This is a genomic window from Ruegeria sp. AD5 (assembly GCF_056542345.1).
The window spans coordinates 82,575-104,100 of the sequence record NZ_JBQFZR010000005.1; the positions used below are offsets into that span (position 1 = coordinate 82,575).

The 21,526-nt window shown below is 59.1% G+C and carries 20 protein-coding genes; 16 read left to right on the forward strand and 4 right to left on the reverse strand.

Annotated elements, in window-relative coordinates:
- Positions 1–3: 3 nt before the first annotated feature.
- From ACR0JG_RS18925 to ACR0JG_RS18935, 3 genes are read right to left on the reverse strand one after another with little or no spacing between them, the layout of a single operon-like run.
- Positions 4–813 (reverse strand): AAA family ATPase, encoded by an 810-nt coding sequence (locus ACR0JG_RS18925; protein WP_480571893.1) that lies wholly within the window; start codon positions 811–813, stop codon positions 4–6.
- Positions 814–818: 5 nt separating this feature from the next.
- A complete protein-coding gene (locus ACR0JG_RS18930) occupies positions 819–2,186 on the reverse strand; it encodes a cbb3-type cytochrome c oxidase subunit I (protein ID WP_170398155.1) in 1,368 nt (455 codons plus the stop codon).
- Positions 2,187–2,202: 16 nt separating this feature from the next.
- Positions 2,203–2,652, reverse strand: a complete 450-nt coding sequence (locus tag ACR0JG_RS18935) for a c-type cytochrome (protein ID WP_480571896.1) — start codon at positions 2,650–2,652, stop codon at positions 2,203–2,205.
- 272 nt (positions 2,653–2,924) lie between these two features.
- Between ACR0JG_RS18935 and ACR0JG_RS18940 the strand changes: the two genes are divergently transcribed.
- Positions 2,925–4,037 carry a Hint domain-containing protein gene (locus ACR0JG_RS18940; protein ID WP_480571899.1) on the forward strand — a complete coding sequence of 371 codons (1,113 nt, stop codon included), beginning with the start codon at positions 2,925–2,927 and terminating at the stop codon, positions 4,035–4,037.
- 15 nt (positions 4,038–4,052) lie between these two features.
- On the opposite strand, the gene ACR0JG_RS18945 is transcribed toward ACR0JG_RS18940, so the two are convergent.
- Positions 4,053–5,243 (reverse strand): NnrS family protein, encoded by a 1,191-nt coding sequence (locus ACR0JG_RS18945; RefSeq protein ID WP_480571902.1) that lies wholly within the window; start codon positions 5,241–5,243, stop codon positions 4,053–4,055.
- Between the two features lie 242 nt (positions 5,244–5,485).
- On the opposite strand from ACR0JG_RS18945, the gene ACR0JG_RS18950 reads away from it, so the two are divergent.
- From ACR0JG_RS18950 to nosZ, 15 genes are all read left to right on the forward strand, one after another.
- Entirely contained in the window at positions 5,486–7,162 is a 1,677-nt protein-coding gene (locus ACR0JG_RS18950) for a cytochrome D1 domain-containing protein (RefSeq protein ID WP_480571905.1), read from the forward strand.
- Positions 7,163–7,287: 125 nt separating this feature from the next.
- Entirely contained in the window at positions 7,288–9,072 is a 1,785-nt protein-coding gene (locus tag ACR0JG_RS18955; RefSeq protein WP_170398143.1) for a NapC/NirT family cytochrome c, read from the forward strand.
- A gap of 54 nt (positions 9,073–9,126) precedes the next feature.
- Positions 9,127–9,528, forward strand: a complete 402-nt coding sequence (locus tag ACR0JG_RS18960; protein ID WP_170733819.1) for a plastocyanin/azurin family copper-binding protein — start codon at positions 9,127–9,129, stop codon at positions 9,526–9,528.
- Between the two features lie 189 nt (positions 9,529–9,717).
- Positions 9,718–10,479, forward strand: coding sequence for a uroporphyrinogen-III C-methyltransferase (gene cobA / locus ACR0JG_RS18965; protein ID WP_480571908.1), 762 nt, complete (start codon positions 9,718–9,720; stop codon positions 10,477–10,479).
- 82 nt (positions 10,480–10,561) lie between these two features.
- Positions 10,562–10,843, forward strand: coding sequence for a c-type cytochrome (locus ACR0JG_RS18970; protein WP_170398540.1), 282 nt, complete (start codon positions 10,562–10,564; stop codon positions 10,841–10,843).
- Positions 10,840–11,985 (forward strand): cytochrome D1 domain-containing protein, encoded by a 1,146-nt coding sequence (locus ACR0JG_RS18975; RefSeq protein ID WP_480571911.1) that lies wholly within the window; start codon positions 10,840–10,842, stop codon positions 11,983–11,985. Before ACR0JG_RS18970 ends, ACR0JG_RS18975 begins: the two co-directional genes overlap by 4 nt.
- Before the next feature lies 1 nt (position 11,986).
- On the forward strand, positions 11,987–12,976 hold the full coding sequence (gene ahbB, locus ACR0JG_RS18980) for a siroheme decarboxylase subunit beta (protein WP_480571914.1): 990 nt from the start codon (positions 11,987–11,989) through the stop codon (positions 12,974–12,976).
- On the forward strand, positions 12,973–13,422 hold the full coding sequence (locus tag ACR0JG_RS18985) for an Lrp/AsnC family transcriptional regulator (RefSeq protein WP_480571917.1): 450 nt from the start codon (positions 12,973–12,975) through the stop codon (positions 13,420–13,422). The genes ahbB (ACR0JG_RS18980) and ACR0JG_RS18985 overlap by 4 nt, the downstream gene beginning before the upstream one ends.
- A complete protein-coding gene (gene ahbB / locus ACR0JG_RS18990; RefSeq protein WP_480571920.1) occupies positions 13,419–13,901 on the forward strand; it encodes a siroheme decarboxylase subunit beta in 483 nt (160 codons plus the stop codon). The genes ACR0JG_RS18985 and ahbB (ACR0JG_RS18990) overlap by 4 nt, the downstream gene beginning before the upstream one ends.
- A 3-nt stretch (positions 13,902–13,904) precedes the next feature.
- Positions 13,905–15,119 (forward strand): heme d1 biosynthesis radical SAM protein NirJ, encoded by a 1,215-nt coding sequence (gene nirJ / locus ACR0JG_RS18995; RefSeq protein ID WP_480571923.1) that lies wholly within the window; start codon positions 13,905–13,907, stop codon positions 15,117–15,119.
- The gene (locus ACR0JG_RS19000) at positions 15,094–16,647 is read left to right on the forward strand and encodes a cytochrome D1 domain-containing protein (RefSeq protein WP_480571926.1); all 1,554 of its coding nucleotides are present in this window, start codon (positions 15,094–15,096) and stop codon (positions 16,645–16,647) included. Before nirJ ends, ACR0JG_RS19000 begins: the two co-directional genes overlap by 26 nt.
- A complete protein-coding gene (locus tag ACR0JG_RS19005) occupies positions 16,604–16,867 on the forward strand; it encodes a hypothetical protein (protein ID WP_170398115.1) in 264 nt (87 codons plus the stop codon). The genes ACR0JG_RS19000 and ACR0JG_RS19005 overlap by 44 nt, the downstream gene beginning before the upstream one ends.
- Positions 16,868–16,969: 102 nt before the next feature.
- Positions 16,970–17,434 (forward strand): DUF2946 family protein, encoded by a 465-nt coding sequence (locus ACR0JG_RS19010; protein WP_170737087.1) that lies wholly within the window; start codon positions 16,970–16,972, stop codon positions 17,432–17,434.
- 17 nt (positions 17,435–17,451) lie between these two features.
- Positions 17,452–19,602: a 4Fe-4S binding protein gene (locus tag ACR0JG_RS19015; RefSeq protein WP_480571982.1), complete on the forward strand. Its 2,151-nt coding sequence runs from the start codon at positions 17,452–17,454 to the stop codon at positions 19,600–19,602.
- A gap of 15 nt (positions 19,603–19,617) precedes the next feature.
- Positions 19,618–21,525 (forward strand): TAT-dependent nitrous-oxide reductase, encoded by a 1,908-nt coding sequence (gene nosZ, locus ACR0JG_RS19020; protein ID WP_480571929.1) that lies wholly within the window; start codon positions 19,618–19,620, stop codon positions 21,523–21,525.
- Position 21,526: the final 1 nt, after the last annotated feature.

Genomic DNA, 21,526 nt, shown 5'->3' on the forward strand with positions numbered 1-21,526 from the left:
GCCTCACCCAAAGACAGCCGTGACAAGATCGAGGAGCCCGCGTTTGATATCCTCATCATCAGTCAGAGGTTCGATCATTGCGGCGAGGATGGCGCGGTCGGTGGACATGCCCTGTGCGATCAGCGTCGCGGCATAAACGACCAGCCGGGTGGACACGCCTTCCTCAAGGTCCTGACCCTTAAGCCCGCGCAACTTTCCTGCAAGGCGTACCAGCGGTTTACAGCGTTCAAGCGGCAGACCGCTTTCTTGCGCGACGACTTCGGCCTCCATCTCGGGCGAAGGAAAGTCGAATTCCAGCGAGATTAACCGCTGCCTGGTCGAGGGTTTCAGGGTTTTCAGGATATTCTGGTATCCGGGGTTGTACGAGGCCACCAGCATGAAGCCGGGCGCGGCCTCAAGCTCTTCGCCGGTGCGGTCGATCGGCAGGATGCGCCGGTCATCGGTCAGCGGGTGCAGCACAACGGTGACGTCCTTGCGGGCTTCGACCACCTCATCAAGGTAGCAGATCGCGCCTTCGCGCACCGCACGAGTCAGAGGGCCATCAACCCAGACGGTTTCGCCGCCCTTCAACAGGTAGCGACCGATCAGGTCGGCGGCGGCGAGGTCATCGTGGCAGGCCACGGTGTAAAGCGGGCGGCCAAGCTTGGCAGCCATATGGGCCACAAAGCGGGTCTTGCCGCAACCTGTTGGGCCTTTCAGCAAGACCGGCAGGTCGTTGTTGTAGGCGGCGGTGAACACATCGCATTCATCGCTTTGGGCGAGGTAGAAGGGGGCGTTCGCCGCCCCCTCATTCAGTTTCATGGAGCCATCCATATCCATTACTCCGCAGGGGTTTCAGAGGCACCGGGTTCAATCACCTCTTTCCGGGGCACCCAGATCGAGTAGATGAACAGCAGCGCACCAAGGACCACGACCACACCAGAGCCAAGACGCATCCAGTAGAAGATCGCGATCTGGTCCTGCACGTCCATGAAGTAGTCACCGACCACACGTTGCATGTGAGTCTGCACGGTACCACCGAAGGTCAGGACGAAGGTCATGAAGACCATGCCGCTGGTCATAAGCCAGAACGAGCCCATGTTCAGAACCTGATTGTAGGGATCACGGTTCTTCAGGATCGGCATCGCATAGCTGAAGATCGCCAGGTTGAGGCAGACATAAGCACCGTAGAAAGCCAGGTGACCGTGGGCTGCGGTGATCTGCGTGCCATGGGTATAGTAGTTCACCCCGTGCAGCGTGTGCAGGAAGCCCCAGACACCGGCACCGAAGAAGGCAAGCGTTGCACAGCCCAGTGACCACAGCAGAGCAGCCTTGTTCGGGTGGTCACGACGGCCCTTCCAGACCATGACGAAGGCAAAGGCCATCATCGCGAAGAACGGGATCACCTCGAGGCTTGAGAAGATCGAACCGATCCACTGCCAATAGCCGGGTGTACCGATCCAATAGTAGTGGTGACCTGTCCCAAGGATGCCCGAGAACAGCGCGGCGGCGACGATGACATAGAGCCATTTCTCGACCACCTCACGGTCAACGCCCGTAAGCTTCAGCATCAGGTAGGCCAGGATCGAGGCCATGATCAGCTCCCATACGCCTTCGACCCATAGGTGGACGACATACCACCAGTATTGCTTGTCCAAGGACAGGTTGCCCGGGTTGTAGAAAGCAAACAGGAACAGCAGCGCCAGACCCCAGAGGCCCAGAACAAGGATGCTCGAAATCGCCGTCTTCTTGCCCTTCAGAACGGTCAGTGACACGTTGTAAAGGAACATCAGCGCGGCCACGACGATGCCCGCCTTGACCCATTTGGGTTGTTCAAGGAACTCGCGCCCCTCTTTGCCCAGCAGCCAGTTGCCTTCGAACAGGTTGAAGACATAGGTCACGACCACGCCCAGCGTGCCAACCACAAGAATAATCAACTGCAGATAGGCCAGCTTGGTCGAATGGATCTCGCGCTCGGTCTCTTCGGGGATCAGGAAGTAGGCCGCACCGAAGAAGCCCAGCAGCAGCCAGACGATCAGAGAGTTGGTGTGCAGCATCCGTACGATATTGAACGGCAGAAGCTCACTCAGGAAGTTCGGGAATACATAGATGAAACCGGCCAGCAGGCCGCCGATTACCTGTACCGCGAACAGGGCCATCGCTACTGCGAAGTAGGCGTAGGCGATTTTTTGGGATTCGTATTTCATTGCTCCGTTCCCTTTCTCAGCCTGCCTCGTTGGGCGGCCAGCCCTGCGCATCGATGTTGTCCGTCCAGATCAAGAAGTTGGTCAGATCGCGGATCTCTTCGTCGCTGAGGTTGAAATTGGGCATCTGCCGACGACCGGGAATGCCGGTCGGCTGCGCCTCCATCCAGCCCTTGAGCGCTTCAAAGGCCGATTCCGGGTCGTCCAGCACACCCCAGCGGGTCATCACATTCCCGACTTCCGGCGCGTAGTAGGCGCCCTCGCCCAGGATCGTGTGACAGTTGATGCAGGCATGTTTTTCCCAGACATGTTTGCCCCGAACCACACTGGCATCAAGCTTCGCCGAATTCTCGGAGTTGACGATGTACCAGTGCGAGTGGGCCGACAGGGCCAGGAAGATGAGGATGAAGAACAGTGACCCGCCATAGAATATGTTGCGAGCCATGCTCTTTGTCATGACTTCTCGCATTGCGCTCTCCTTTGCGCAGATTAGCTAGTCTGATGACAATGGCGGGTGGGTCGCAGGGCTGCCTTAACGAAAGTCAAGCATGCCAAAGTAAGCGCGGAATTGGACACCTGTGGTCATAATTGCGTCAGTATCACTAAAATGCCCTCAGATTGCCTTGAAAAATAGTACTTAGAACAGCATGTTTCCGGACGTTCGAACAGTTGAAGCGAGCGTTCTCGATATATTGGTGAATAGAGGTGCGTAGATGGCACCTGAAGCGTGGTGGTTAAAGAATGGCGAACTACTCATACATCGGATACGCACCCGGCGTCATTACGGTGAATACAATTGGGCCTGATACGATCACCCTGGACGCAAGCTATGACCCCGCGACGGACCGAAGGGTATTCAATGTTGAGGACGAGGCCGGTGGTTTCATTCGAAATGGGTTTGGCCCGCCAGTTCCCGATACCGGGGATGTTTTCAACGGCGACAGATTCAACAACGAAAATGGCGACGACGATACACAGATCGGAACGGTAACAAACCTTGATGGTTCGACAACGTTTCTGAGCGGCGACATCTATCTGGAAGAATCCTACATTCTGACGAATCCCGGCGGTGGGACAATCACTGTGTACCTTGTCGAGGTTGAAGGAACCAACGCTGGCTACATAACCTCTGAGCCCCTAGATCCCGGGGTGACGTATTCGATGAGCGTCGTCAACGTTACACCGAGCAACGCACCGGACACGACTGACCCCGGTTCCATCGTTGATGTTCCTTGTTTCTCCGCCGGAACGCTTATCGCGACACCTGATGGTGATGTCGCGATAGAAACGCTTTCCGCTGGTGACAAGGTTGTCACCTTGGATCATGGACCACAACCAATTCGCTGGATCGGCGCGCGCGCTCTGGATAGGTCTGAATTTGCGCTCAATCCCAAGCTGCGCCCGATCCGAATCACAGCGGGCAGCCTGGGAAGCAACCTGCCGCGACGTGATCTGTTGGTCTCGCCGCAGCATCGCATGTTGATCCGTTCGAGTATCGCCGTTCGCATGTTCGACAGCGAGGAGGTTCTGGTCCCAGCCCATAAGCTGGTCGGCATACATGGCATAACCGTCGACGAGACAGCTCAGGGCGTGGTGTATTTCCATATTCTGTTCGACCGGCATGAGATCGTGCTTGCGGAAGGCGCGCCGTCAGAAAGCCTATTCACAGGCAAGCAAGCCTTGAAAGGAATACAGCCCGAGGCGCTGGCCGAAATTGTTGCGCTCTTCCCAGAGTTAGCTTTGCCAGACCATCAACCAATCGCAGCCCGCCAGATTCCAAAACGCGGAAGACAAATCCATACTTTGCTGCAACGGCATATTAAAAATGACAGGGCGTTGCTCCGACCTTCTTAATCTAAGAACCGTTGCTCAGGCCGCTAGACGTGGCCCGGTCAACGCGGGCCACATCGCAACCAGATACAAGACGATGGCGCAGATCCACAGCCCATCTGAGGCCAGCATCGCAACCAGATATCCCTGGTCAAACGCCGACCCGACCCAGCGCAAAACTGCGGCTGCCGCCATCAAACCGTAAGCGATCGCCATGGGTGGCGAGGCCACGAGGGCACGGCCACTATGGCCGAGGGCGGCCCGACTCATCACGGCAAGGGTCATGCCGCCGACGCAACCAATGCCCAGAACATGCAGCGCCCCGATCTCGCTGCCGAACCCCTGCACTGCCAGCCCCCACAGGATCAGGCCCAGCGCCAGCATGCCCAGCCCGAGATGCAACGCGATCAGAATCGGCTGCCGCAGTGCCCAGCGTGCGCGCCAACGTGCCATGCGCAGGATCTGAGCAACGCCAAGCATCAGCGCGATAGCGCCTGATACAGGTCCGATTCCAAAGACGAGCACGCTCAGCGGCAGTGACAGTGCAAGCCCCATGGCGGCTTTATCAAACGCTCCTACCGAAATAGGCCAGTTGGATTCGGGCTCTCCCGCGCGTTTCATCGCATTTCGGGTGAAAGCTGGCGTAATGCGCCCACCAAGTATCGCGATTAGGCTGCAAAGCGTCAGCAACCCCGCCCGCAATCCGATGTCCAGCGTATCGCTGGTCGCACCGATCCACTCTAAATGGGTTAACAAGTTGGCAATCCAGATCGCACTGAGCAGCAAAAGGAATACCATGTTCTGCGGTTTGGGGCGTCGGATCAGCTGAGTAGCAATCTTTGCCGCCAGAATTGGAACAAAGACCAGATCGAACACAGCGACCAGAACAGGCGGCAGCGCACCGGAGAACCACATCGCTACCCGCCCGGCCAACCAGAGACCTGCAGCCAGCATGATGAACCGGGCGCGCGCCTCTGGGGTCCCGGTCCAGTTGGGAACAGCCGTCAGAAAAAACCCGCCCAGAGCTGCTGTGGCATAGCCAAAGATCATCTCATGCGCGTGCCACATTGGGGGACTCATGGAATAGGTTGGGTCTTCGTATCCGACCAACCCGGTCTGCGTCATCAACCAAAAACCCCACGCGCCTCCCGCGAACAGACCAAAAAGTCCGGCGGACAGGAAAAAGATGCGAAACCCCTCGCCCAATACGCGCGCGATCACTGCCGACATGCCTGTTCTCCTCGGCCTCAATGGCTGTTGGAACAGGTTTAGCAAGACCGACCAGCGATGGACTTAACCGAAATCAAGCATCCGACAAACATGTCCCTGAAACTCAGGTTTTCCCTTTGTTTTATGGCTCATTATAGCCCGTCAATTTCCAATTTGCGCGCGTTCCGTTGACTTTCGTCAAGGATGACAAACGCGTGATGTTTCACCCTAGGACCTGCCTCACCAGCAAATGGAGAGTGATCATGTCACTTGGAATCAGCTACAACAGAACTGGCCGCGCCTTAGGGGTCGGTTTGGCAATGTTGCTGGGCAGCGTCGCTGCGCCAGTCTTTGCCGAAGAGCCAACCCTGAGCAAGGAAGCCTTTGAATCATCAAAACAACTTTACTTTGAACGCTGCGCCGGTTGTCACGGTGTGTTGCGCAAAGGGGCGACAGGTAAAAGCCTTGAGCCGCTGGTTGAAACGAAGAATGACGATGGTACCGTAACCGAGTCGGGCACCCTGAAACTGGGGCAGGAGCGGCTGGAAAAAATCATCGCATGGGGCACCGAAGGCGGGATGAACAACTTCTCGGACGTGATGTCCGAAGAAGAAATCCGCGATATGGCGACCTACATCCAGATGGAGCCACCCCAACCACCGGAAATGTCGCTTGAGCAGATGATGGCGACCCGCAAGGTCTATGTCGAACCCGAAGATTACCCGACCGAGCCGCTGCATGGCCGCAACTGGGAAAACTTCTTCGTGGTCATCGAGCGTGACGTGGGCAAGGTGGCCGTGATCGACGGTGACACCAAGGAAGTGCTGGCGCATATCCCGACCGGTTATGCGGTGCACGTCCTGAAAGCGTCCGAGCACCATAAACTGGAAGAACCCGAAAATCCGGGCCGCTTCTGGTACACCATGGGCCGTGACGGCAAGATGACCAAGATCGACCTGTGGCAGAAGCCTGAAAACATGCTGGTTGCCGAGGTTACCATTGGTTACGACGCCCGCGACGTGGCCGTATCGGGCGATGGTAAATACGTCATCGGTGGCGCCTATTGGCCCCCTCATTTCGCCATCGTCGACGCCGAAACCATGGAGCCGAAAAAGGTTGTCTCGACCCGGGGTTACAACGTGGACGGGGATTATGTGGAAGAGGCCCGCGTGGCCGCCATCTACACCACCCCGAACGAGCCCACATGGATCGTGGCCGTCAAGGAGCTCGGTCAGCTTTGGCAGGTGGACTACTCCGATCTGGACAACCTGCGTATCGACAAGATCGACAGCGCAAAGTTCCTGCATGACGGGTTCTTTGATCCGACCGGCCGTTATTTCCAGATCGCCGCAAACGCGTCGAACAAGATGGTCGTGGTCGATACCGAGACTCATAAGCTGGAAGCTATGATCGATACCGCGCCGCTGCCGCACCCCGGCCCGGGCGCCAACTGGGATGACCCGAATTGCGGTCCTGTTGCCGGTACGACCCACCTGGGCGAAGGCACGGTTACCGTTTGGGGCAACGACCCCGAAGGCCGCCCGGACGATGCCTGGAAAGTCTGCTACGAGGTGGAAACCGACGGACCCGGTCTGTTCATCCGGACCCATCCGAACTCGGACTACATCTGGGCCGACCAGACCAAGCACCCCGAGCCTGAGATCCAGCAATCGGTGCAGGTCATCGACAAGGCAACCGGTGAGATCGTGAAAACGATCCAGATCACAGAAGAAGAAGGCAACGTCGCCGTCCACTTCGAGTTCAACCAAGACGGATCCGAGGTCTGGGTGTCCAAGTGGAACCGCTCGACCTCGAAAGAGCCAAATGGTGAGATCGTGATCTTCGACGCCAAGACGCTGGAAGAGATCGGCCGCGTGAAAGGACTGTTTGCACCCACCGGCAAGTTCAACGTCTACAACCGTTCGAACCACGTCACCTGACGGGTTTTGTACTCAGCACCGGAAAGGGCGGGCCCCTCGCCCGCCCTTTCCTCGTTTGACTCATCAGCCAAATCCACAGGCCTGACATCCAGGGCCAGAAAAAGAAGCCAAAACGGAGACCGGATATGACCTCCGAACCGGAAAAGAAAAAACCAATCTGGCGCCGGTATTTCCTGTGGGGAATGCCCGTGGCCGGGATCGCTGCGGCCTTTGCCGCCGGCATCATCTTCTGGGGCGGGTTCAACACCGCTATGGAAGCTACCAACACCAAGGAATTCTGCGTCTCGTGCCACGAGATGCGAGACTTCGTTTACGAAGAATACACCGGCACAATCCACGACGTGAACCGTTCGGGCGTAGGCGCGGTCTGTTCCGACTGTCACGTGCCCAAGGATTGGACTCACAAGATCATCCGCAAGATCAAGGCGTCCAAAGAGCTGTATGGCAAGGTGGTCGGCACCATAAACACGCGCGAGAAATTCGAAGCCAAGCGCGTGCATCTGGCTATGAATGAATGGGAGCGGATGAAATCCACGGACTCGCGCGAGTGCCGCAACTGCCATGACTTCGAGTCGATGATGCCCGAGTTCCAGAAACCCCGCGCCCGTCAGCAGCACCTAAACGCGATGACTGTCGGTCAGACCTGTATTGACTGCCACAAGGGGATTGCGCACTCGGACGCCCGCGACCGGGCCGACGAAGAGTATCTGGAAAAGCTTGAAGCGCCGAACCCAGATTTCATTCGCGAAATCCCGGCCGAATACCTGGCAAGTCTCGAACGCATCGAAGCCAAGGAAGCTGCCGATGCCGAGGCTGAGAAAGCCGCGCGTGTAGCCCAGCAAGAGGCCGTACAGGCCCAGATCGCAGCAGCGGTTGACGCAGCCGTCGCGGAAGAGCGTGCCAAAGCTTCTGGCGAAGATGCCGCAGCCCCGGCAGGTGGCGGCAGCGATGTTGGCACAAATATCGATTGGGCCGCTGTCCCCGGTGCAGATATGAAACTGTTCTATCCTGGTCAGGCCTCGTTTGAATGGGTTCAGAACGGCAGATCCCACGGCGGAGCACGTCCTTTGACCAAGGGCGGAGACAAGTGCACCACCTGTCACGCTGCCGAACTGGACGCGATCGGCAACAAGATCGTGGCCGGTGGGGATCTGGAACCAACCCCGATCCCGGGCAAACGCGGCGTGATAGACGCCACCGTTCAAGCCGCGCATGATGATGAGACCCTGTATATCCGTCTGCAATGGCCGGATGCGGGCCACAACCCCGCCCCCTTTGTCGATGGCGGCAAGATGGACCCGGACAACCAGATCAAGGTGGCCATGATGATCACCGGCACTGGGATTGAGCTGGGCGATCAGGTCGGCTGCTGGGCCTCGTGCCATGCAGACAACAGCTACATGCCCTTTGACCCGGGTGCCGAGGCGATTGCCGCAAATGGCGATGTCTCGGGTCGGCTGAGCACGCAGGACACTGTGACCAAATACATCAGCGAAAGCCGCACCGAGGTCGAGATCAAAGGCCGCCGCGGTAAGGCGCTGGGTGGCTGGGACAAGCTGCAGGCCGCCGATCAGATCGAGCAGTATTTGGCCGATGGCACCTATCTGGATCTGATGCGCGTCTACGCGGACGGCAGCGCCACCAACGGCTATCTGCTGGAACAGCGCGTGGTCAATGACGGTGAGATCGCCGCCTCGGCCAGCCTTGATGCAGGTATGTGGACCGTGGTCTTCACGCGCCCATTGAACTCGGGCGCAGCTGGTGACGTGCCGCTGGAGGCCGGTCAGACCTATACGGTGGGCTTTGCCATCCACGATGACTTTGCCGCCGCACGGTTCCACCACGTGACGCTGGATACCAGCCTGGCATTGGACGACGACAACGCCTTTATCAACGTCGTCAAACAATAAGGAAGAGGGGCCGGGCGATCCGGCCCCTTCCGCTTAAAAGAGGAGACTTGGACAATGAAACCCAAACACCTTCTCCCTGCGCTGCTGCTTCTGGCCGCGCCCGCATGGGCAGAGGACACCGCCGCGCTTTGTGCCGAAGCCGAAGAGCGCTATGTCGAGCTGTTCGACCAGCCCTCCTCCGCCGTTGAGGATGCCGATGTGGTGCTGATGTACAAATACACGTTCTGCCCAGCCGAGCTAACCGTGAAACCGGGCACAACCGTGCGCTGGGTGAATGTCGATAAGCGCACCAGTCACTCGGTCCTGCTGAAAGACGGCAGCGAGCCCGAAAGCGACCGTTTGTTTCCTGAGGAGACGGTTGACCTGACCTTCCTCACCCCGGGTCCACAGGACTATCTGTGTGGCCCACATTGGGAGACACAGAACATGATCGGCATGATCACCGTCGAACCCTGAGCCGAGGCAATCATACAGGCAAGCCGAAAGGAGCGCGGGGCAATTCCCGCGCTCCTTAACTTTAGTCAAGGAGGTTCCTTTCCGATTACGCCAGTCTGGCCGCATGACACGCCCGGCTCACCCAGCAACGTCCCCTGATCGCGCAGGAATTCCGGGCTCCGAAGACATTCAGACCAAGCGAGTTTGCACATGAGCGGTAAGGTTTTTCTGATTGGCGCAGGCCCCGGTGACCCCGAACTGATGACCCTGCGCGCACTGCGGATGCTGCAAGAGGCGGACGTGGTAGTCTATGACCGTCTGGTCTCGGCCGATATCCTCAATCTGCACGCTGATGGCGCACAGCTGATCCCGGTTGGGAAGGCCCCCAAGTGTCATACCGTGCCGCAGGATCGCATCAACGAAATCCTCGTCGAGGAAGCCAGCGCCGGCCACACCGTTGCTCGCCTCAAGGGGGGTGACCCGATGATCTTCGGACGCGGCTCGGAAGAGGCCGCGCACCTGATGGCAAACGGCATCCCAGTCGAATACGCGCCGGGCATTACCGCAGCGCAGGGGGCATCCTGTTCGACAGGCGTGCCGCTGACCCATCGCGGGTTGGCGACATCGGTGCAATATGTCACCGGGCACCGACAGGCCGACAAGGTGCTGGATCTGGATTGGAAACGTCTGGCCGACCCGGACTCGACCTTAGTCGTCTATATGGGCGTCGCCAATATCGGCCAGATCGCCATGGGACTGATGACCGAGAACCTGCCCGGTTCAACTCCGGTTTTGGCGGTTGGCAAAGCGACCACACCTGATGAGCGCCGGATGGTATCCCGGCTGGATCGGCTGGCCGCTGATGTGCGCAAGGCCGGGCTAAAGGCGCCCACGCTGTTCATCATCGGCAAGGTAGTTTCACTTTACGCAGAACGGCCTTTGGCCGACCTTTTGGAGCAGGCGCATGGCTAAGTTCGGTTCCAGAAGGCCGGCACAGCAACCGGCTGTGAGAGGACGCAAAGGATGGGCGGCACGTGCTGTTCTCACTTCCGCAGTGCTTGTTGCCACCACGGCCTTCGCCGCCGACACTCTTGACCCCAACGCACTGAAGCGTCTTGTCCATCAGGACTGCGGCTCTTGCCACGGGCTGTCGCTGAAAGGTGGTCTCGGCCCTGATCTGAGATCCGAGACTCTGGAGCACTACGACGCGGACGTTCTGACCGGCGTGATCCTCGACGGCATCCCCGACACCGCGATGCCCCCATGGCGGCCTCTGATCAGCGAAGAAGAGGCCGAATGGATCGCCCGTTACCTGCTGGCACAGGAGGCACAATGAAACAGCTCATCCTTACCCTCGCCGCCGCCCTTATGATGACCACCGCCCAGGCTGAACCCACGGCGACCGGCGACCTAGGACTTGTCATCGAACGCGCCAAGGGCTCGGTTCTTCTGGTGGACCAATCCGACCGCGCAGCGCTGGCGCGGATCGAAGGTCTGGGCGATCTGTCCCATGCCTCGCTGGTCTATTCACCCGATGAACGCTTTGCCTATGTATTTGGACGAGACGGCGGCCTGACCAAGGTAGATATCGTCACCCGCCAGATCGTGAACCGGGTCGTGCAGGCGGGCAACGCCATTGGCGGTGCCATTTCGGATGACGGCGAGCTGGTCGCTGTATCGAATTATGAACCTGGCGGTGTACGCGTCTTCGATGCGGACACGCTAGAGATGGTCGCGGACATTCCTACCGACAGCAAAACCATCGGATTGGTCGATGCACCCGGCCGCCGGTTCGTCTTCACCATGTGGGACACGGGCGAGACCTGGATTGCTGATTTCTCCAACGGCGCACCCGCGATCACCAAGATCCCCGAAATGGGCAAGAATCCTTACGACGCGCTGATCACCGCAAATGGCCGCACCTATATCACCGGCTTGTTTGGCGAGGATGGCCTGACCGCGCTGGACCTTTGGGCCGAGACGCCCGAACCCATCCGCGTGCTGCCCAACTATGGGCGCGGGCAAGAGGAGATGCCGGTCTACAAGATGCCCCACCTCGAAGGCTGGGCGCTGACCGGGCGCGAATTTGTGCTGCCCGCCGTCGGCCATCACGAGGTTCTGTGGATCGACGCCGACACTTTGACCGAAACCGGACGTACGCAGACCCTTGGTCAGCCGGTCTTTGCCATGGCCCGTCCTGACGGGCGGCAGGTTTGGGTAAACTTTGCCCACCCTTTGAACGACACCATTCAGGTTATTGATTCTGTGACCAAGGAGATCATTCACGAATTCAAACCCGGCCCTGCCGTACTGCATATGGAGTTCACTCCGCGAGGGCATGAGGTCTGGATCAGCGTGCGCGACGCCAACAAGGTTATGGTCTACGACACGCAAACGTTTGAAAAACTGCGCGAGATCGACGCCGACAGCCCATCCGGCATTTTCTTCACCGCCCGTGCGCACAGAATGGGGCTTTGACATGCAGCATATCACCGACCCGATCGACCGCCGTCTTTTGGACGATTTCCAGCGTGATTTTCCCATCGTAGAGCGCCCGTTTCAGGTTCTGGCCGACGCCCTTGGGCTGGAAGAGGCAGAGGTGCTCGACCGTCTGGCCCGGATGCGCAAAACCGGGCGCATAACGCGGGTTGGTGCGACTATCGCACCCGGCGCGGTTTCCGCCAGTACGCTGGCGGCTGTGGCGGCTCCGGAAGAACGGCTGGAAGAGGTCGCGGCGCTGATCGATGCGGAACCAGGTGTGAACCACAATTACCAGCGCGAGGATGACTGGAACCTTTGGTTTGTGGCCACTGGCCCGGACCGGGCGCATGTGAACGACACCCTCGCAAGGATCTCGCAGCGCTCGGGGCTGCGGGTTCTGGATTTGCGGCTGGTTCGGCCGTTCAACATTGATCTGGGCTTTCGTATGTCGGGCGAGACCCGCAATGCCCCTGGCCCGCGAAAAGTGGATCGTTCGGCAATGCGAGAAGGCGACCGCCCCCTGTTGCAGGCCCTCAGTTCCGGCCTGTCGCTGGTCTCAGATCCTTATGCGGCGCTGGCCCGAACCCTGGACCGCGACACAGACGACGTGATGGATCGCGTAGCCGCCTTGCACCGGGCCGGGATCATCTCTCGCCTGGGGGTCATCGTACGCCACCGCGCTTTGGGCTGGTCCGCCAATGCAATGGTAGTCTGGGATATGCCGGCCGAGCAGGTCAGCAGCGCTGGCCCGGCACTGGCAGCGCATCCAGGTGTGACACTGTGCTATGAGCGCAACCCGGTCGAGAATGTCTGGCCCTATCGTCTCTATTCCATGATCCATGCGCGTTCGCGCCCTGAGGCAATGGAGGTTTTGGCCGGGGCCGCCGCCCTGCCCGAACTATTTGGCGCGCAGCGCAAAGTCCTGTTCTCGACCCGCTGTTTCAAACAGACCGGTGCATTGATCCAACCGAAGGAGGCCGCCGCATGACGCTCGACGACACCGACCGCGCGATCCTGAACCGGATGCAGGATGACCTGCCGCTGACGGCGCATCCTTACGCTGCAATTGCCCAGGAATTGGCAATCACCGAGTCCGACCTGTTGGCCCGCCTGACCCGCATGAAAGACGCGCGCGTAATCACCCGCTTTGGTCCGTTCTTCGACGCAGCTGCAATGGGGGGTGCGTTTTGTTTGTGCGCAATGGCCGTGCCGCAGGGTGAATTCGAAACCGTCCTGACCAAAGTCAATGCGCATCCCGAGGTTGCTCATAATTATGAACGCACGCACCGGCTGAACATGTGGTTCGTTCTGGCGACCGAAACACCCGAGGGGATCGCAGCCACAGCCGAGGCTATCGAACGGGAAACCGGGATCGCGGTCCTGCAATTCCCCAAACTTCAGGAATTCTTCATCGGCTTCCGGGTGGCGGCATGATCGACGCAAAAGACAGAGAGATTATCGAGGCGCTGCAAGGCGGCCTGCCCCTTGTGCCCGCCCCCTTCGCCCAGGTGGCCGAGACGCTGGGTTTGGATGAAGGGACTCTGATGTCCCGTCTGGCCGATATGAAATCGCGTGGTGTCATCCGGCGCATCGCTGCTGCCCCCAACCACTATAAACTGGGCATGACCTCGAACGGCATGACTGTGTGGGATGTCGACGATGACCGCGTCGCTGAATTGGGCGCTCAGATTGGTGTGCTACCCTTCGTCACCCATTGCTATGAACGCCCGCGCGCCCTGCCCGACTGGCCCTACAATCTGTTTGCCATGGTTCACGGATCGGACGGGCAAGAGGTCGAGGACAAGCGCGCCCAGATCACGACAATCCTCGGCGATGCCTGCCGGGCCAAAGATATCCTCTATTCCACGCGTATCCTGAAAAAGACCGGGCTGCGCCTGAAAAAGAAAGGCTGAGACATGTTCCGCCTGACCGAATACATGCACCAGCTCGTGAAACCGACCCCAGTGCGCAAACGCCGCCCCGGCCCGGTGAAACCGGTGGTGATCTGGAACCTGACACGGCGTTGCAACCTGAAATGCCGCCACTGTTACACCGTTTCGGCGGATGTCCCGTTCCCCGGTGAGCTCAGTCACGAGCAAGCCATGGTAACCCTTGAGGATCTGGGCCAATTCCGCGTCCCGGCCCTGATCCTCTCGGGTGGGGAACCGCTGGACCGGTTCGATTTCTTCGACATCGCCAAACGCGCCCGCGATCTGGTGCCGATGCTGGCACTGTCGACCAACGGTACGCGGATTTACGACGAAACCACCGACATGATCGCCGACGTGGGCTTCAACTATGTCGGCATTTCGCTAGACGGGATCGGGGCCACGAATGACTGGTTCCGGGGCGTCGAAGGGGCTTTTGCCGATGCTCTGCGCGGCGTACGCGAATGTAAGAAACGCGGTATCAAGGTGGGCCTGCGGTTCTGCCTGACCGAAGGTACGCAACATCACCTGCCTGACCTGCTGCAACTGTGCGACGATGAGGGTGTCGACAAGTTCTACCTGTCTCACCTCGTCTATGCCGGGCGCGGTGACAAGAACCGAGGCGAGGATGCCGAGCATTTGCGCACCCGTAAGGGTTTGGATTTGTTGTTGGAACGTGCGTGGGAAGCCGTCTCGGGCGGCCGTCCGCTGGATATCGTGACTGGCAATAACGATGCCGATGCCGGGTATTTCCTGAACTGGGTTCGGTCGCATTTCGACCATGACAAAGCTGCCAATGTGCGGGAACATCTTGCGGCGTGGGGTGGCAACTCTAGCGGTTCGGGCGTGGCCAATATCGACAACCTCGGCCGCGTGCATCCCGATACCTATTGGTCCGATTACACTGTTGGCAATGTGAAGACCAAATCGTTTTCGGAACTCTGGACCAGCGATGACCCGATGCTCGCCATGCTGCGTACCCGTCCGCGTCCTTTGAAGGGGCGTTGCGGGGCCTGTCAGTTAAAGGATGTCTGCGGCGGCAACACCCGCATCCGTGCCTTGCAACTGACCGGCGACCCGTGGGCCGAGGACCCGGCCTGCTATCTATCAAACGAAGAAATCGGCGTGCAGGGCGCAGGCGAGCGTCTGCAGGTCACGCCGTTCCGAGGGAAAAGCCATGATCCGGCGCATCAATTCTTTTGACACCTTGAAAATCGGCACATTCTGCTCGCTGCTGCTGACCGGCGCAGCTTGGGCTGATGCACCTTTGGATTATGCCGAATTCTGTGCCTCATGCCATGGTGAAAACCGTCTGGGTGGGGTCGGTCCGGCGCTGATCCCCGAGACGTTGAAACGGATGCGTGGGCCACGCGTGGCGGCGGTGATTGCCGAAGGGCGTACGGCCACCCAGATGCCTGCGTTTTCGCACGAGTTGGACGCGTTGCAGATCGAGGAACTGGCGGGATGGTTGAAATCTCCGCTGGAGACCGATCCCGAATGGGGCGAGGCCGATATCATGGCCAGCCGGACTCTGGATGATGAGTACCTATCGGTTGACGCGCCTGTCTGGGACAGCGACCCGATGAACATCACGCTGGTGGTGGAAACAGGCGATCATCATGTCAGTGTGCTGGACGGCGATACGTTCGAGGTTCTGGATCGGTTCGAAACCCCGTTCGCCGTGCATGGTGGGCCGAAGTTCAGCCCCGATGGGCGCTATGTCTTCATCATGTCGCGCGATGGCTGGGTGCAGAAATATGATATCTGGGCGCTGAAACAGGTGGGCCGCGTGCGCGCGGGGTTAAACAGCCGCAACATCGCCATGTCGGGTGACGGCAAATGGGTGGCAGTAGCGAACTATTTACCGAACTCACTGACCCTGCTGTCGACAGAGGACTTGTCGGTCGCGAAAGTCATTGAAGTCAAAAGCAAAAAGGGCGTTCCCAGCCGTGTTTCCGCCGTTTATCAGGCACCACCGCGCGAAAGCTTTGTTCTGGCGCTGAAGGATGTCCCCGAGATTTGGGAGGTGTTCTACGGGGCCAACCCGCCGCAATCCGGTATTGGCCACGATTTCCGCATCGAGGGGCAGTTCAAGAACCCTGACCCGTTCCCCGTGCGCAAGATCACCACGCCTGATTACCTGGACGATTTCTTTTTCGATCAGAGTTATGAATACGTTATGGGCGCCTCGCGTGATGGCAAGGGCGGGCAGGTGATTGATCTGGTGATCGGTCATAAGATCGCAGATCTGGACCTGCCGGGGATGCCTCACTTAGGTTCGGGGATCACCTGGCAGCAGGGCGACACCACCGTGATGGCTACGCCGCATCTGACCGATGGCACGGTCTCGGTGATCGACATGGGAACATGGGAAACCGTCAAGCGGATCAAAACCGAAGGGCCAGGATTTTTCATGCGCAGCCAAGAGAACTCGCCTTACGTCTGGGCCGATGTGTTCTTTGGCCCGAACAAGGATGCCATGCACGTGATCGACAAGCAAAGCCTTGAAATCGTGAGAACTTTGCGCCCCGCGCCGGGTAAGACCGTGGCGCATGTAGAATTCACCAAGGATGGCAGTCACGCGCTGGTTTCGATCTGGGAAGATGACGGCGCGGTGATCGTCTATGACGCGCAAACGCTGGAAGAGGTCCGCCGCCTGCCGATGCGCAAACCGTCTGGGAAGTACAATGTCTGGAACAAAATCACCTTCTCGGAAGGCACCAGCCACTGAAGGCAAATGGCCGGTCTGGAAGCTGGCCATCCTGCTTTATCCGGCCACGGCTCTGACCGTGGCCATCAACCTGTTTCTGGCTGGGCTGATCCTGCACAGCGCGGGGTTTGGTGCGATTGAACCAGTACCTGCGATCTTATGGTCCATCCCCTTGGGCGTGCCCGCCTCATGGCTGGCAGGGCGCTGGGTGCGTGGCCTGATGGATGAGGCAGACGATTGATTTGAAAAGAAAATCAGAAATTTGCTTCACCTAACCTAAGTCAAGTCGCGACTCGGTAGAATCCAATACCCCAAAGGCATAGCTTTCCGAGTCGGAGACTCCATGCCTGCCCTGATCCCTCTGCACAATCTCCCTGTACGCGCAACTCGCGCGGCATGTGGGTTGGCAGGCATATTCCTTCTGTTGTTGCAGGCCTTTGGACCGGTGCTGGCGAGTCCCGGTGAAAGTGTCTGGATGGAGATCTGCTCGGAAGGCGGCGCGGTCTGGGTTGAAGTTGATCTTGAGGAGGACACCGAAGACCCGACCGCGTACTGCCCAAAATGCGCCGATTGCGCGCTGTGCGCTGTCACCAGTGCAGCGCCCGCACCCGAGCTGGTGCAGATACCGCAAATCGGAAACTTCCGTGTTGTACAGCTTCAGAACAGCAAATCTTCCATGTTGTACAAGTCGCATAAGCTGTGGCCCGAAACCCGGGGACCTCCGCGCCCGACCCAAGAAACTGCTGAACGCGCCCTGCGCGCGTCCATGGCGTCCACCCTAAGTATCGGAGGTGCGCCGTGGTCGTAAGTCGCGCAATCCATATAATGCTGGCCCTTGCCCTGTCCTGCCTGATGGCGATTAGTGCCCATGCCGACAGCCTCGCCAGCTTCCTGCCCGAGATTGAACCCGCCGATCTGGCCCCCGGTGCTGATGCCATTGGGCCGGTCCGCGATGACGTTCCGGTTGCACCCGTTCTGAAGGCCGGCGAGACCGTTGCTTGGGCCTTCCTAACCTCTGACTTCGTTGGCACCACCGGCTATTCCGGCAAACCGATCCATGTGGTCGCCGCCATCGATGATCAAGCGGTGCTGACCGGTGTGCAATTGGTCAAACACTCGGAGCCCATCGTTCTGATTGGCATCCCCAACGCGCGCATGGTTGAGCTGACCGAAGGCTATGCCGGTCTGGACTTGAAGGTTGAGGCTGAAACCGGCGGTGAGGGGCATGACCTCGATATCATCTCGGGGGCCACCGTCACGATCATGGTGATTGATGACAGTCTTGTGCGCGGCGGCATCAAGGTGGCGCGGGCGCTGGGGTTGGGCGGTTTGTCTCCGCTGCAGGCCGATGGGCCGAAACGCGAAGTCGATCTGGCGCAGGATGCGGTATACGACTGGACCACCCTGTCCGGCAACGGCTCGGTCCGGCGACTAACGTTGGATATCGGGCAGGTCAACGCTGCGTTCGAAGCCACCGGAGATCAGCGCGCCATCAAACGCCCTGAACCCGGCGAACCAGATGACACCTATATTGATATGCATATGGCGTTGGTATCCGTGCCGTCGATCGGCAAGTCGCTGCTGGGTGAGGCCGAATATCAAAACATGGTCGACTGGCTGGACGAAGGCGAGCAGGCCATTCTGGTGCTGGGGCGTGGGGCCTACAGCTTCAAGGGATCGGGCTATGTCCGGGGCGGGATTTTCGACCGGATTCAGTTGATCCAAGGCGACAATTCGGTGCGATTCTTCGACAAGCAGCAGCGCCGGTTGGGCAAGGTTGCGGCACCCGATGCCCCAAGCTTCACGGAATTGGACATCTTCAAGATCCCCGCTGAGGCCGAGTTTGATCCGGCCGAGCCCTTCCGCCTGCAACTGTTGGCGCAGCGGGCTGTAGGCGCGGTTGAGAAGACCTTTCTGACCTTCGATCTGGGCTACAAACTGCCCGAGCAGTATCTGCTGCCCGTTGCAGCGCCAGTAGTTGTCGATGACGCCACCGGCGAGGCGGCAGCCAAGGCCGCGCTTTGGAAACGCATCTGGAAGGACCGCACGGTTGAGATCGGGGTGCTGGGCGTCATGCTTTTGGTGCTGACGGCGACATTCTTCTTCCAGTTCCACGCCACCATGAACGCCCGCGTCTTCTATTGGTTCCGCATCGGATACCTGACCATGACGCTGTTCTTCATCGGCTGGTACGCCAATGCGCAGCTGAGCGTGGTGAACCTGATGGCGCTGGCAGGCAGCTTGCGCACCGGCTTCTCCTGGGATGCCTTCTTGCTGGACCCGTTGGTCTTCATCCAATGGTTCGCTGTCGCTGCCGCGCTGCTGTTCTGGGGTCGGGGTGCTTATTGCGGCTGGCTGTGCCCGTTTGGCGCGCTGCAGGAACTGACCAACAAGATCGCGCGGGCCTTCAAGGTGCCGCAATGGACTCTGCCCTGGGGCCTGAATGAGCGGCTCTGGCCCGCGAAATACATGATCTTCCTCGTGCTGTTCGGGATCAGTTTTGTCTCGATCCCGCTGGCTGAAACCTATGCCGAGGTCGAGCCGTTCAAGACCGCGATCATTCTGAAGTTCATGCGCGACTGGCCCTTCGTGGTCTTTGCGCTGACCCTGCTGGGGATCGGGCTGTTCATCGAACGGTTCTATTGCCGCTATCTCTGCCCCTTGGGTGGTGCGCTGGCGATCCCTGCCCGTATCCGCATGTTCGACTGGCTGCGCCGCTACAAGGATTGCGGCACCCCCTGTCAGACCTGCGCCAACGAATGCCCCGTTCAGGCGATCCACCCCACCGGTGAGATCAATCCGAACGAGTGCGTCACCTGCCTGCATTGTCAGGTGCTCTACCAGTCCGAGGACAAATGTCCCGTCGTTATCCGCCAGTTGAAACGGCGGGCCAAGACAGGGTCGGTTCAACCGAAAACCCCCCTCGGACAACCACCGGCGAACCATCCGAACGCCAAACCGCAAACCGTTTCCTAAAAAGGAGGAACGATCATGTCGGAACACGATAAGAAACTGAACGTCACACGCCGCGGACTGCTGGGTGCATCTGCAACCGGCGCCGTGTTGGCCGGAACCGGTCTGGGCAGCACCCTGATGACCGCGAAAGAGGCCAGCGCCGCCGCCAATGCCGCGCTGGAGCCCGGCGAGTTGGACGAATATTACGGCTTCTGGTCCTCGGGTCAGACCGGCGAGGTGCGTATCCTCGGCGTGCCGTCGATGCGCGAGTTGATGCGCATTCCGGTATTCAACCGCTGCTCGGCCACCGGCTGGGGCCAAACCAACGAGTCGCTGAAGATCCTGACCGAAGGGCTGCTACCCGAGACCAAGCAGTACCTGGCCGCCAATGGCAAAGTCACCTATGACAATGGCGACCTGCACCACCCGCACATGTCCTTCACCGATGGCACCTATGATGGCCGCTATTTGTTCATGAATGACAAGGCCAACACACGCGTCGCGCGCATCCGCTGCGACGTGATGAAATGCGACAAGATCATCGAAATCCCGAACGCGCATGACATCCACGGTCTGCGTCCGCAGAAATACCCGCGCACCGGTTACATTTTCGCCAATGGCGAACACGAGGCCCCGCTGGTCAATGATGGTGAGATCCTCGACGATCCGTCGCAATATGTGAACATCTTCACCGCCATTGATGGTGATACGATGGAGATCGCATGGCAGGTGATGGTGTCGGGCAACCTCGACAACACTGACTGCGACTATCAGGGCAAATACGCATTCTCGACCTCGTATAACTCGGAAATGGGTATGAACCTGGCCGAGATGACCGAGAATGAGCTGGACCACGTGGTCGTGTTCAACCTGAAAGGCATCGAAGACGCGATTGCTGCTGGCAACTATCAGGAGCTGAACGGCGTCAAGGTCGTGGACGGGCGCAAAGAGGCGGGCGGTAACCTGACCCGTTACATCCCGATCCCGAACTCGCCGCACGGAGTGAACGCAGCACCCGACAAGAAACACATCATGATCAACGGCAAGCTGTCCCCGACCGTATCCGTGATCGATGTGGAAAAGGTCGATGCGCTGTTTGCCGACAATGCCGATCCACGCTCGGCCATCGTGGCGGAACCGCAGCTGGGTCTTGGCCCGCTTCACACCGCGTTTGATGGCAAAGGCAACGCCTACACCACCCTGTTTCTGGACAGCCAGGTGGTGAAGTGGGACATCGCCAAGGCCATCGAAGCCTACAGTGGTGCGGATGTTGATCCGATCCTCGACAAAGTGGATGTGCATTATCAGCCGGGCCACAATTCGACCTCGATGGGCGAAACGGCTGAGGCTGATGGCAAGTGGCTGATTTCGATGAATAAGTTCTCGAAGGACCGCTTCCTGAACGTCGGGCCGCTGAAGCCGGAAAACGAGCAGTTGATCGACATCTCGGGTGATAAGATGAAGGTGGTCCATGACGGGCCGACCTTTGCGGAACCGCATGACTCGATCCTCGTGCACCGGTCCAAGGTGAACCCGGTCAATGTCTGGGATCGCAACGACCCGATGTGGGAAGATGCCCGCAAACAGGCCGAGGCTGATGGTGTCGATCTGGAAGAGGGTGCCGAGGAGCCGATCCGCGATGGCAACAAGGTGCGGGTCTACATGACCTCGACCGCGCCGGTGTTCAGCCTTGAGAAGTTCACCGTCAAACAGGGTGACGAGGTAACGTTGTATGTCACCAACCTGGATGACGTGGATGACGTGACCCACGGTTTGTGTCTGTCGAACTTCGGCATCGCGATGGAGGTTGCGCCGCAGGCCACCGCCTCGGTCACCTTCATTGCCGACCGTCCGGGCGTGCACTGGTTCTATTGCCAGTGGTTCTGCCACGCGCTGCACATGGAGATGCGCGGCCGGATGTTCGTTGAGCCGCGGAGCGCATAAC